At 74.7% G+C, this 13,005-nt stretch carries 7 protein-coding genes and 1 pseudogene (1 of these 8 running past the window's edge); 7 read left to right on the plus strand and 1 reads right to left on the minus strand.

What is annotated here, in order from left to right; all coding sequences use genetic code 11:
• Positions 1-18 precede the first annotated feature (18 nt).
• From ACF1AK_RS07375 to ACF1AK_RS07385, 3 genes are read left to right on the plus strand one after another with little or no spacing between them, the layout of a single operon-like run.
• Positions 19-1,362 (plus strand): MFS transporter, encoded by a 1,344-nt coding sequence (locus ACF1AK_RS07375; RefSeq protein WP_391497766.1) that lies wholly within the window; start codon positions 19-21, stop codon positions 1,360-1,362.
• Between the two features lie 51 nt (positions 1,363-1,413).
• Positions 1,414-2,052 carry a hypothetical protein gene (locus ACF1AK_RS07380; RefSeq protein WP_391497767.1) on the plus strand — a complete coding sequence of 213 codons (639 nt, stop codon included), beginning with the start codon at positions 1,414-1,416 and terminating at the stop codon, positions 2,050-2,052.
• Between the two features lie 35 nt (positions 2,053-2,087).
• On the plus strand, positions 2,088-3,146 hold the full coding sequence (locus ACF1AK_RS07385) for a hypothetical protein (RefSeq protein WP_391497768.1): 1,059 nt from the start codon (positions 2,088-2,090) through the stop codon (positions 3,144-3,146).
• 63 nt (positions 3,147-3,209) lie between these two features.
• Here the strand turns inward: ACF1AK_RS07385 and ACF1AK_RS07390 are convergent, their stop codons facing one another.
• Positions 3,210-4,631, minus strand: coding sequence for a CCA tRNA nucleotidyltransferase (locus tag ACF1AK_RS07390; RefSeq protein ID WP_391498041.1), 1,422 nt, complete (start codon positions 4,629-4,631; stop codon positions 3,210-3,212).
• 382 nt (positions 4,632-5,013) lie between these two features.
• Between ACF1AK_RS07390 and ACF1AK_RS07395 the strand changes: the two genes are divergently transcribed.
• From ACF1AK_RS07395 to sigM, 4 genes and pseudogenes are all read left to right on the plus strand, one after another.
• Entirely contained in the window at positions 5,014-7,488 is a 2,475-nt protein-coding gene (locus tag ACF1AK_RS07395) for a DUF6049 family protein (RefSeq protein ID WP_391497769.1), read from the plus strand.
• A 57-nt stretch (positions 7,489-7,545) separates the two neighbouring features.
• Entirely contained in the window at positions 7,546-10,086 is a 2,541-nt protein-coding gene (murJ, locus tag ACF1AK_RS07400; protein WP_391497770.1) for a murein biosynthesis integral membrane protein MurJ, read from the plus strand.
• Between the two features lie 231 nt (positions 10,087-10,317).
• Positions 10,318-12,324: a serine/threonine protein kinase gene (locus ACF1AK_RS07405; protein ID WP_391497771.1), complete on the plus strand. Its 2,007-nt coding sequence runs from the start codon at positions 10,318-10,320 to the stop codon at positions 12,322-12,324.
• 43 nt (positions 12,325-12,367) lie between these two features.
• A pseudogene (gene sigM / locus ACF1AK_RS07410) lies at positions 12,368-13,005 on the plus strand (RNA polymerase sigma factor SigM); its annotated part runs 52 nt beyond the window's last position; the annotation flags it as partial.

Below are 13,005 nucleotides of genomic sequence, written 5' to 3' on the forward strand. Positions count from 1 at the left end.
CCATGGCACCCTGGGCAGGTGGCGATCACCGAGAACGGCAGTACCCACCGGGCCGCGCACCGCGCCACGCTCCTCGACCTGCTCCGCGGCCGCGACTTCCGCCGGCTGCTGACCGCGCGGGTGCTGTCCCAGCTCTCCGACGGCGTCTTCCAGGTCTCCCTCGCCGCCTACGTCGTCTTCTCCCCGGAGAAGCAGTCCTCGCCCGCCGACATCGCCTCGGTGCTGGCCGTGATGCTGCTGCCGTTCTCGGTGATCGGCCCCTTCGCCGGTGTGCTGCTGGACCGCTGGCGCCGCCGCCAGGTGCTCTACCTGGGCAACCTCGGCCGCTTCGGACTCGGCCTGGTGACCGGCGGGCTCCTCGTGGCCCAGGCACCGACCTGGATGTTCTTCGCCTCCGCGCTGCTGGTCACCGCGCTCAACCGGTTCATCCTGGCCGGGCTGTCCGCGGCCCTGCCCCGGGTGGTCCGGGGCGAGCAGCTGGTCACCGCCAACGCCCTCTCCCCCACCCTGGGCACCGTCGCGGCCGCCTGCGGCGGCGGGCTGGGCTTCCTGCTGCACCAGCTGATGCCGCCCGGGCCCAGGGCCGACGCCGCCCTGGTCTCGATCGCCGCGTTCCTCTACCTCTCCGCCGCGCTGGCGGCGCTGCGGATGGACCGTGACCTGCTCGGCCCCGAGCACCACCCGGGCCGCCCGGCCCTCGGCCAGGCGCTGGCCCAGGCCGCCCGCGAACTGCACGCCGCCGTCACCCACCTGGTGCGCGACCGGCGTCCGGCGGCCCACGCGCTGGCCGCCGTGACCGCGGCCCGGTTCTGCTACGGCGTGCTGATCGTGGTCGTGGTGATGCTCGCCCGGTACACCTTCAACGATCCCGCCGACAGCGCGGCCGGCCTCGCCACCCTGGGGCAGGCGGTCGGCCTCTCCGCCGCCGGGTTCTTCATCGCCGCGGTGATCAGCCCCTGGTGCAGCCGGCGGCTCGGGCTGGCCGGCTGGATGACGCTCTGCCTGGCCGCGCCGGTGCTCTTCGTGCCCGCGCTGGGGCTGCACTTCCGCCTGGTGCCCTCGCTGATCGCGGCGCTGCTGCTCGGCGTGGTCACCCAGGGCACCAAGATCTGCGCCGACACCGTGGTGCAGGAGTCGGTCGAGGACGACTACCGCGGCCGGGTCTTCGCCATCTACGACGTGCTCTTCAACGTCGCCTTCGTGGCCGCCGCCCTGGTGACCGCCCTGGTGCTGCCGCTCTCCGGCCGCTCGGTGACGGTCGTGCTGGGCGTGGCGGCGGTGTACGCGGCCTCGGCCGTGCTCTACCTGCGCGCCGCCCGGCGGACCGGCCCGCTCCCCGGGGACGTCGGCGCGAGTCGCTAAGGTACGTCAGACCTGTCGCAGCGACAGCAGTCTGTCTCGGGGGACAATCTGATGAGCACACCGCCAAATCCGTACGGGCCACCGCCGGCGTACGGCCCCGCACCCCAGGCGTACGGGCCGCCCCAGCCGTACGGAGCACCGCAGCCGTACGGCGTGCCCCAGCCCGCGCCCGCCGGGTACGGCGCACCGCCGCCCCCGCCCGGCTACGGCCACCCGGGCGCCCAGGCCGCTCCCGCGTACCCGCACCAGCCGTACCCGCCGCAGCCCCATCCGCCGGCCCCCTACGGCCAGCCCTCGCCGCACGGCTACCCGCCGGCCCCGCTGCCGGACGGCGCACCGGCCGCGAAGGGCCGCGGCAAGGCCCGGTTGAAGGCGGCCGGCCTGGTCCTGGGCGTGACCGCCCTGATCACCGCCTACTTCGTCAGCGGTCCGAGCGTCAGCAGCGCCAAGGCCGGCGACTGCGTCAAGGCCTCCGGCTCGCGCGACGTCTCGGTGGTCAAGTGCACCGACAGCAAGGCGAACTACAAGGTGCTCGCCACCTTCGACTCCACCACCGACACCAGCCGGTGCCGGAGCACCGCCGGCACCACCAGCACCGTCTCGGGCAAGAGCGGCCGCCGCTGGAACAAGAAGCGGTACGTGCTCTGCCTCGGCCCGCTCACCGGCGTCCCGCCGGTCAAGAAGTCCTGACCGACCGCCACCCGACCTGTTTCCGGGGGATCCCCTTGTCCGTTCCGCCGCCCCAGATGCCGTACGGCTCGACGCCGCCCGCCGACGGCGCCAACCCGTACGCCACCGGCACCCCGTACGGCGCGCCGACCCCGCAGCCGCCGGCCGGCTACGGCTACCCGGCCGCGCCGCCGCCGGCCGCCCCGCCCGGGTACGGCGTGCCCGCCCAGGCCCCGCCCGGGGGCTACGCCTACCCGCCGCAGGCCGGGGGCTACCCGGCGCCGGCCGGCTACGCCCACCAGGGCGGACCGGTCTGCCGGTTCTGCGGCGGCTTCCCGGCCGTCGACACGACCGTCCGGGGTCACCAGGGCATCATCATCATCATGCGGTTCCTGAAGCAGCCGGGACCGTTCTGCCGCACCTGCGGCACCGCCGTGGTCCGCGACATGTCGGCCCGCACCCTGGTCCAGGGCTGGTGGGGCTACCTGTCGGGCATCTTCACCGTGGTCACCCTGCTGCGGAACCTCGCCGCCCACAACCGGATCAAGGACCTGCCGCCGCCGGCGCCCGGCACCCACGGACCGCAGCTCGACCCGGGCGTGCCGCTCACCAAGCGCCCGCACATCTTCATGCTGCTGCTGCCGGTGCTCGGGATCGGCTCGACGATCGTCCTGATCGCCACCGGCGCGTTCCTCGGCGCCCGGCAGCACGACGACCCGTACCGGCCGCTGGTGCTGCCCACGCCGACCACGGTGACCATCCCGGTGCCGACGTTCTCGCCGAGCTTCTCGCTGCCGCCGGCGCCGGCTCCGGCCCCGACGATCACCCTGCCGACGCCGTCCGCCGCCACCACGGTGCCCGGCGACATCGACTACGCCAAGGCGGGCGACTGCCTGCGCAACGAGAACGGCACCACCGCCACCCACGACGCCCACCCGCGGATCACCATGCTGCCCTGCACCGACCCGCGGGCCCAGTACAAGGTGCTCAAGAAGGTCTACGCGACCAGCGACGACGACAAGGCCTGCGAGAACGTGGCGGGCACCGAGAGCACCTACACCCGGGACTCCAGCACCGAGGCGCTCAGCTTCGTCCTCTGCCTGAAGAAGATCTGAGCCCGGCGCACGGGACGGGGCGCTCCCGGGTGCTCCCCGGGACCGCCCCGTCCGCCGCGCGTCCTACTGCTGGGCCTCCCACCAGGAGCGCAGCGCGGCCACCGCGGCGTCGTGCTCCAGCGGGCCCTGCTCCAGCCGCAGTTCCAGCATGTGCTTGTACGCCCTGCCGACCATCGGCCCGGGCTTGAGGCCGAGCAGCTCCATGATCTGGTTGCCGTCCAGCGCCGGACGGATGGCGTCCAGCTCCTCCTGGGCCTTGAGCTCGCCGATCCGCTCCTCCAGGCCGTCGTAGGTGCGGGAGAGCGCGGCCGCCTTCTTCTTGTTGCGGGTGGTGCAGTCCGAGCGGGTCAGCTTGTGCAGCCGCTCCAGCAGCGGGCCGGCGTCGGTGACGTAGCGGCGCACCGCCGAGTCGGTCCACTCGCCGCCGCCGTAGCCGTGGAAGCGCAGGTGCAGCTCGACGAGCCGCGAGACGTCCTCGGTGAGCTCCTTGGAGTACTTCAGCTCGCGCATCCGCTTGCGGGTCATCTTGGCGCCGACCACCTCGTGGTGGTGGAAGGAGACCCGGCCGTCCGGCTCGAAGCGGCGGGTGCGCGGCTTGCCGATGTCGTGCAGCAGCGCGGCCAGCCGCAGGGTGAGGTCCGGGCCGTCCTGCTCCAGGCCGACGGCCTGCTCCAGGACGGTCAGCGAGTGCTCGTAGACGTCCTTGTGCCGGTGGTGCTCGTCGCGCTCCAGGCGCAGCGCGGGCAGCTCGGGCAGCACGTGGTCGGCGAGTCCGGTGTCGACCAGCAGCCGCAGGCCCTTCACCGGGTGCTCGGACAGCAGCAGCTTGTTGAGCTCGGCCTGGACCCGCTCGGCGGAGACGATGGCGATCCGGTCGGCCATCGCGGTCATCGCCGCGACCACCTCGGGGGCCGGCTCGAAGTCCAGCTGGGCGGCGAACCGGGCGGCCCGCATCATCCGCAGCGGGTCGTCGGAGAAGGACTCCTCGGGTGTGGCGGGGGTGCGCAGCACCCGGGCTTCGAGGTCCTCCAGACCCCGGTGCGGATCGACGAAGCCGCGGCCCGGCAGGTCGACGGCCATCGCGTTGACCGTGAAGTCGCGGCGGACCAGGTCCTCCTCGATGGTGTCGCCGTAGGTCACCTCGGGCTTGCGGGAGGTGCGGTCGTACGCCTCGGAGCGGTAGGTGGTGATCTCGATCAGGAAGGAGCCCTGGGGGGTGTCCTTGCGCGCGCCGACCGTGCCGAAGGCGATGCCGACGTCCCAGACCGCGTCGGCCCAGCCGCGCACGAGCTTGAGCACCTGCTCCGGACGGGCGTCGGTGGTGAAGTCCAGGTCGTTGCCGAGCCGGCCCAGCAGGGCGTCCCGTACCGAGCCGCCGACCAGTGCGAGCCGGTGACCCGCCGCCTGGAAGCGGCGGGCGATCTCGTCGGCGACCGGGGACACCCGCAGCAGTTCCTGGAGGCCCCGGGTCTGGGCCTCGCTCAGGCCGGGGGCGGCCTGGACGGCGGAACTGGAATGATGGGCGCCGGTCGGGTGGGCGGTGGGCTCATTGGCAGTGGACACGGCTCACAAGGGTACGTGGCCCGGCGGCCCCGTCGCCCGCGCGTTTCCACCCGCTCACCCCCCGGCCCGCAACACCGAGGCCCTCACCACATCGTTACCATGCCGGTGGGACGACTCCGGGACACCGACGGCGGGTCGCGGTGCCGGGCGCCGTCATGGCCGCCCTGGCGACGGGCGGCCCCATGTTCTTCCACGGCTGATCCTCACGGCACCCCCCACGGCCGGCGGAACATCCGCAGCAGCACGGCACCAGCAGCAGCGATCGAGAACGGCGAGGGCGAACCCGTGAGCGAGGGCGAACCGCGTGAGTGAGCCGGCACGGCACCCCGGACAGCAGGCGGACGGTCGCCCCGGCCGGGTCCTGCGACGAACCGCCCGGCGGCTGGCCGGCGCGCTCGGCGCCGCCCTGGTGCTCGCCTCGGCCCTGCCCGGCCTCCCGGCGGCCGCGGCGCCCGCGGCCGGAACCGGCGAAGCGCGCCCGGCCGCCGACGCGACGGTCACCGCCGAGTACCCGGTGACGATGACGATCGAGTCGGTGAACAAGCCGGTGGCGGTGCCGAACGGCACCGTGACCGTCTCCGGGCACGTCACCAACGGCGGGAAGTCCGTCCTCAAGTCCGCGCACGCGACGGTCCGCAAGCCCTGGGCGGGCAAGCCGCTGACCACCCGCAGCGAGGTCGCCGGGGTGCTCACCCGGACCACCCCGCAGGGGTCGGACGGCATCTCGCTGGACAGCCCGCAGTACGCGCTGAACGAGCTCGGCCCCGGCCAGAGCCAGCCGTACACGCTGAGCGTCGCCGTCGCCGACCTGCAGCTCACCACCGAGGGCGTGTACGAGCTGGCGGTGGACGTCTGGGGGTCGACCGCCGACAACGGGCGCGACCGCCCGCTGGGCATCGCCCGCACCTTCCTGCCGTACAACCCGACCCCGGCCGAGGCGCAGCCGTCCAGGGTCACCACCCTGTGGCCGCTGGTGCACGCCCCCGTGCTGGCCGCGCAGACGCTCTCCGACAACGACCAGACCGTCCCGGTGCTGCGCGACGACAGCCTGGCCGCCGAGTTCGCGCCCGGCGGGCGGCTGTACGCGCTGGTCGAGACGGGCTCCTCGCTGACCGGGCTGACCTGGGTGGTCGACCCGGACCTGCTGGACACCGCGTTCGCGATGACCAGGGACTACCGGGTGCAGAAGCCCGGCACCGCGGGCAACGCGGCCAAGGAGGAGAACACCGTCCGCGGCACCGGCACGGCCGCCGCCACGGCCTGGCTGGAGAAGCTGCGGGCCGCGGTCGCCAAGCCGGGCAGCCAGGTGGTGGCGCTGCCCTACGCCGACCCGGACCTCGCCTCGATCGCGCACAACGCGCCCGAGCTGGAGGGCATCGACGCGGCGCTCGGCAAGGCGGCCACCGCCGGCCGGCTGACCGTGGAGGGCCGGCTCTCGGTGGACACCCGCTCCGACGTCGCCTGGCCCTACCGGGGCTACCTGGACCAGCGGATCGCCTCGGTCGCCCAGCGGGCCGGCGCCGGCCTGGTGCTGGTCAACGGCGGGAGCATGCCCGAGTCGGACGTGCTGAAGTACACCCCCTCGGCCGTCCGGCCGATCGGCAACGGCCAGAGCGCGGTGGTCGCCGACCAGGTGGTCTCCTCGCTGTTCGAGGAGGACCTGCCGGCCCCGCAGGACCAGACCCTGGCGGTGCAGCGCTTCCTCGCCGAGACCTTCGTGATCTCCCGGCAGGAGCCGCAGAACCCGCGCGGTCTGCTGGTCATGCCGCCGCGCGACCTCACCGCCGCCACCGCCAAGGTGCTGGCCGGAGCGCTCCAGGCGGCCCAGGACGGCAAGTGGGTGGAGCCGGCCAGGCTGGACGCACTCGCCCAGGCCGCGCCCGACCCCAAGGCCAACACGGCCGTCCCGGCGCCCACCGACTACCCGGCCCGGGTCCGCGACTCGGAGCTGCCCGCCGCCGACCTGACCGCCACCACCCGGATCCAGGCCGACCTGGACACGCTGATGCAGGTGCTGACCCTGCCGCAGCGGGTGCGCGGGCCGTTCAGCGCGGCCATGGTCCGCTCGCTGTCCACCGAGTGGCGCACCCGGGGCCCGGAGGGCAGCGTCTACCGCGAGGGAGTGCAGAGCTACCTCGACGAGCTCACCCGGGCGGTGAAGGTGCCGCCGAAGCGGGTCATCACCTTCGCCGGTGACACCGGGGTGCTCCAGGTCAGCGTGCGCAACGACCTCACCCAGACGGTCACCAACCTCAAACTGGTGCTGAGCCCGAGCCAGCCCAACCGGCTGCGGGTCGAGCTGCCGGCGGAGGAACTGGTGCTGCCCGCCTCGCAGAGCGTCACCCTGCGCTTCCCGGCCGAGGCGAAGAACAACGGGACGGTCAACATGACCGCCCAGCTGTACACCACCGGGCCCGACCCGAAGCCCTACGGTGCGCCGGTGGTGTTCAGGGTCGAGGTCACCTCGGTCACCAACGGCGTGCTGTACGTCTTCGGCGGCGGCCTGGTGCTGCTGCTGCTCGCGGCCCTGCGCTTCCTGCGCCAGCGCAAGCGGCGGGTGGTGCACGACGACGAGGGCGACGCGCCGCTCGCCCCGGCGGACGGCCCCTCGGACGACCCGGCGGACGGACCGGCGGGCGACCGGGCGGAAGGTCCGCGGGAGGGTGCCGGGGACGGACCGGACGGCCGGGACGGCGCCGGCGGTGCCGCGGGGACACCGCACGACAGCAGCGCGGATGGCCGGGATCGGGCCACCAGTGATGAGAAGGTTGGTCCTTGACACCGCCGACACCGCCCGATCCCGTGGCGGCCTCCCCCACGACAGCGAAGAGGTGACATGACCGGGCGCAGCGAGGAGCGGCCTCCGGGCCGCGGAGAGGTCCGTCCGGGCGCCGAGTCGCCGTCCGGCGACTGGTACGTGGCCGACACCTACGCCCAGGACCCGTACGCGGCCGACGCGTACCAGGGCGGTCCGGGCGAGCAGGACCCGTACGGCCTGCAGGCCGGCCGGCCGGCCGCGCCGCAGCAGCCGGCGGCCGCGTACGACGTGCCTCCGCAGCTGCCGCCGCAGGGCGGCGGCTACCCGGCGCCGGTGCCGCCGACGCCGTTCTCGCCGCCGGTGCCGCCGGTGCAGCCCGGCTGGGACACCCCGGCGCGGGACCGCCGGCACGAGGAGCTGCCGCCGCAGGCCGCCGCCCCGGCCGGTCCGTCCGCGCCCGCGGGCCAGCCGGCCCCGGTCCCGGCCTGGGGCGGCGGGCAGCAGTGGCAGCCCGGTCCGGCGCACTCCGCCTGGGACTCCGAGTCCACCGAGTACGTCGGGGTGGACGCGCTGTTCGGCGGCCACCAGGTGACCGCCGAGGCGCCCCGCCCGCCGGCCCAGCAGCCCCCCGTTCAGCAACCCCCCGTTCAGCAGCCCGCCGCCCCGCACCCGGCGGCCGCGCCGTTCCCGCCCGCCCCGCCCGCGCCGTTCCCCCCGGCCGGCGCGTACCCGGGGCAGCACGGGCCGCAGGCCCCGTACGCACCCGGCCCCGGCGGCCACCCCGGCGGCCACGGCCCGGAGGGGCACCGCCCCTTCGTCCCGCCGATCGAGTTCGACCCGCCCCTCGCCGAGGACGAGGCCACCCTGCAGGTGGCCGCGGTGCAGCTGCCGCCCGCGGTGGAGCCGCTCGCCGACCTCACGGCCGAGGAGCACGCCGCCCCCACGGCCCCCCCGCAGGACGGCGGCAGGACCGCCGGCGGCGGCAAGGTCGCCTCGCTGCTGAACTCCAGTGCGATCATGGCGGCCGGCACCCTGGTCTCCCGGGGCACCGGCTTCCTGCGCACCATGGTGATCGCCGGCGCGATCGGCATCGCCGTGATGGGTGACTCCTACAACGCGGCCAACACCCTGCCGACCCTGCTCTACATCCTGATCGGCGGCGGCGCCCTGAACGCCGTCTTCGTGCCGCAGCTGGTCCGCAGCATGAAGAACGACGCGGACGGCGGCACCGCCTACGCCAACCGGCTGCTCACCCTGGTGATGGTCGGCCTGGCCGGCGTGGTCTTCCTGGCCGTGCTCGGGGCCCCGCTGCTCGTCCAGCTGATCGCCCACAAGATGATGGAGACCCCGGCCCGCGCGGACACCACCGTGGCGCTGGCCCGGTACTGCCTGCCGACCATCTTCTTCATGGGCATCCACGTGGTGATGGGCCAGATCCTCAACGCCCGCGGCCGCTTCGGCGCGATGATGTGGACACCGGTCCTCAACAACATCGTGGTGATCTTCACCTTCGGCGCCTACATCTGGGTGTACGGCGGCTTCGACGGCGTCACCCCGGAGACCATCACCCCCGAGGGCGTCCGGCTGCTCGGCATCGGCACCCTGGTGGGCCTCGCCGTGCAGTCCCTGGCGATGATCCCGTACCTGCGGGCGGCCGGCTTCTCCTACCGCCCGCGCTTCGACTGGCGCGGCCACGGCCTGGGCAAGGCGGCCCGGCTGGCCAAGTGGACGTTCTTCTTCGTGCTCGCCAACCAGGCCGGCTTCCTGGTCATCACCCAGCTGGCCACCGCCGCCGGCAGCGACGCCGAGGCGGGCGGCCACGGCGGCGTCGGCCTCGCGGCCTTCTCCAACGCCCTGCTGATCTGGCAGCTCCCGCAGGCCGTCATCACCGTCTCGATCATGAGCGCGGTGCTGCCCCGGCTCTCCCGCGCGGCCGCCGACGAGGACGCCGGAGCCGTCCGCGACGACCTCTCGCACGGGCTGCGCACCACGGCCGTCGCGGTCGTCCCGGCGGCGTTCTTCTTCCTCGCGCTCGGCCCGGCCATCGGCCAGTCCATCTACGCGGTGGGCGGCGACGACCTCGCGCTGGACAACGCCCGCAACGTGGGCCTGATGCTCTCCGCCTTCGCGCTGGGCCTGATCCCCTACTCGGCGCAGTACGTGATGCTCCGCGGCTTCTACGCCTACGAGGACACCCGCACGCCGTTCTCCAACACCGTCTGGGTGGCCGCCTGTCAGGCCGGCTTCTCGCTGCTCTGCTGGGTGCTGCTGCCCGCCGAGTGGACGGTCATCGGCATGGCGTTCGGCTACGGCCTGGCGTACGCCGTCGGAGTGACGGTCGCGGTGCCCAAGCTGAAGAAGAAGATCGGCGGCCTGGACACCAAGCGGATCGGCAGGACGTACTCCCGGCTCGCCGCGGCCTCCGTGCCCGCCGCCCTGGTGGGCCTGGGCGCCGGCCTGGCGATCACCCGGGTGGTCGGCGGCTGGACCGGGGCCGTGCTGACCGTCCTGGTGGCGGGCGGACTCCAGCTGGCCGTCTTCGTGCTCATCGCGAAGCGGCTGCGGATCGAGGAACTGAACGCCATGCTGGGTATGGTGCGCGGCCGGCTGGGCCGCTGATCCGGCTTCGGGCCGCCGCGCGCCCCGGACCCGTCCCGGGCCGGGGCCCGGCGGCCCGAAGCCGATCTGCACCACATCTCTCCACCATCGGGCAACCGCTCGGACCTTCCGGCGGTCGTACCCGGTGGAGAACAGTGGGCACAATTGTCCTGGAGCACCGGGGCCACCGGCCGAAGCGCTCCAACGACTCTCTCTCAGGCCCGGGGCGACACAAGGGGAGGCTGGACCACGGTGGCTGATGGCACCAAGGCGGTCGTCGACACGTCAGCAGCTGACGGAGCGGCGGACGAGGCCGCGCTCGCCGCGGCGATCGACGAACTCGCCGACGGCACGGCCCGGGCCGGCGCGGCCACCGGGAAGGGCGCCCGCCCCGGCGGGGACGTCCGTGACTCCGAGGACGGCGAGGCCCCCGAGGACGGCGACGACGGCGATGACGGCGACGACGGCGAGGACCCCGGCGACGAGGCCGTCGCCCCGGCCGGGAGCGAGGAGACCTCGGAGATCACCGCCCCGCTGTCCGCCTCCGAGATCGCCGCCGAACTGGCCGCCGGCGACGCCGCCCGCCGGGCCGCCGCCAAGGCGTCCGCCGACCCCGCCGCCGGCCGCCCCGCCGCCAAGCGCCCGCCCCGGGACCCCCAGCCCACCCACGACCCCCGGGACACCGCCACCCTGCCGCAGACCCTGCCCGCCCCGCTGCGGCACAGCGGCGACCTCATCGGCCACCGCTACCGGCTGGAGGAGTGCATCTCCTCCACCGAGACCTTCAGCAGCTGGCGCGCGGTCGACGAGAAGCTGCGCCGCGCCGTCGGCGTGCACCTGATGGCCGCCGGCCACCAGCGCGCCCGCAAGGTGCTGGCCGCCGCCAAGTCGGCCGCCCTGCTCGGCGACCCGCGCTTCGTACAGGTCCTGGACGCCGTCCAGGAGGGCGAGCTGGTCTACGTCGTGCGCGAGTGGCTGCCGCACGCCTCCGACCTCGCCAAGCTGCTCGCCGACGGCCCGATGGAGCCCCACGAGGCCTACCAGATGGTCCGTCAGGTCACCGACGCGGTGGCCGCCGCGCACCGGCGCGACCAGGCCCATCTGCGGCTCACCCCGCGCTGCGTGCTGCGCACCGACAGCGGGCAGTACCGGATCAACGGCATCGCGGTGGACGCCGCCCTGCGCGGGCTGCCCGCCGAGGGCGCCGACGAGGACGCCGAGCGCACCGACACCCGGGCCATCGGCGCCCTGCTGTTCGCCGCGCTCACCCACCGCTGGCCCTTCCCCGAGGACCGCTACGACCTCAAGGGCCTGCCCAGGAACCTCGGCGAGGTGGCCCCCGACCAGGTCCGCGCCGGGGTCCACAAGGGCCTGTCCGAACTGGCCGCCCGGGCCCTGTTCGACCACCCGCCGCACCACGCCGAGCCGATCACCACCCCCGAGGCCCTCGCCCGGGCGATCGCACTGATGCCGCGCATCCGCCAGCCCGAGCCCGAGCTGCCGGTCTTCGCCAACCCGCCGCGCCACAACACCCACGCCCTGCCGACCGCGCCCAACCCGACCCGGGTGGTCGCCGCCCCCGGCACCGGTCCGACCCCCGTGACGGCCCCGGTGCGGCGCGCCGGGCGACGGTTGCGCCGGGTGGTCAAGGTGACCGCCTGGACGGTCGCCCTCGGCGCCATCGGCGCGGCCTCCTGGCAGCTGGTCGACTACCTGCGCCCGGAGAGCACCGCCATCGCGGCCCCCCAGCCGAGCAGCACCAGTGCCACCCCCACCGCCCACGCGGCCACCCACGACCCGGTGGCGATCCCGGTCGCGCAGGCGATCTCCTACAACCCGCTGGGCGGCGGCCCGGAGGGCACCTCCGCCCTGGACAAGGCCACCGACGGCGACCCGAACAGCGAGTGGACCACCAGCTGGTACCTGGACCCCTTCCCGAAGATCAAGGAGGGCACCGGCCTGCTGCTCGACCTCGGCTCGACGCAGACGGTCTCCGGCGTCACCGTCAAGCTCGGCACCCCCGCGACGGCCGAGCTGCGGGTGCCCGGAAAGGGCGTGAGCAACCCGCCGGCCGCCAAGCCGAAGGACTACACCATCCTCGGCAAGGAGACCGGCACCACCCTCGCGTACCAGCTGGACAGCCCGGTGACCACCCGCTACCTCTTGATCTGGCTGACCGGCCTGACCAAGAATCCGGAGGGCATGCAGTACGCGGGGCAGTACCAGGGCCACATCGCCGACGTGAAGGTCTTCGGCTGACCGGCGGGCTGCGGCGGCGGGGCGCGGACGGCGAGGGGTGGACGTGGCGGAGGACGGACCGCAGCGCGGCGACGACGACGCGGCGCTCCTCGCCCGGCACGTCGCGGGGGACCGGGAGGCCTTCGGCCGGCTGGTGAACCGCCACCGCGACCGGCTCTGGGCGGTCGCCCTGCGGACCCTCGGCGACCGCGAGGAGGCCGCCGACGCCCTCCAGGACGCCCTGGTGTCCGCCTTCCGCTCCGCCCACACCTTCCAGGGCCGCGCGGCCGTCACCACCTGGCTGCACCGGATCGTGGTCAACGCCTGCCTGGACCGCGCCCGGCGCACCGCCACCCGGCGCACCAAGCCGCTCGACGACGACCCGCAGCGGCTGGACGCCCTGGTGGGCTCCGCCGAGCCCGCCGACTTCCCGGTGGTCCGTGCCGAGGTGCACCGCGAGCTGGCCGCCGCGCTCGCCGGACTGCCCGCCGAGCAGCGGGCGGCGCTGGTCCTGGTCGACATGCAGGGCTACCCCGTCGCCGAGGCCGCCGACCTGCTGGGGGTACCGGTCGGCACGGTGAAGAGCCGCTGTGCCCGGGGCCGCGCCCGGCTGCTGCCGCTCGTCCGGCACCTGCGCGAGGAGGCTCCCCCGGGGGCGGGGGGGGGGTGTTGTGGAAAAAACCCCCCCCCCCCCCCCCCCCC

Origin of the sequence: Kitasatospora sp. NPDC015120 (genome assembly GCF_043080305.1) — a bacterium.
Lineage (GTDB): Bacteria > Actinomycetota > Actinomycetes > Streptomycetales > Streptomycetaceae > Kitasatospora.

Coding starts and splice junctions, on each gene's coding strand:
- ACF1AK_RS07380 (WP_391497767.1), top strand. CDS start 1,414: ATGAGCACACCGCCAAATCCGTACGGGCCACCGCCGGCGTACGGCCCC.
- murJ (WP_391497770.1), top strand. CDS start 7,546: ATGACCGGGCGCAGCGAGGAGCGGCCTCCGGGCCGCGGAGAGGTCCGT.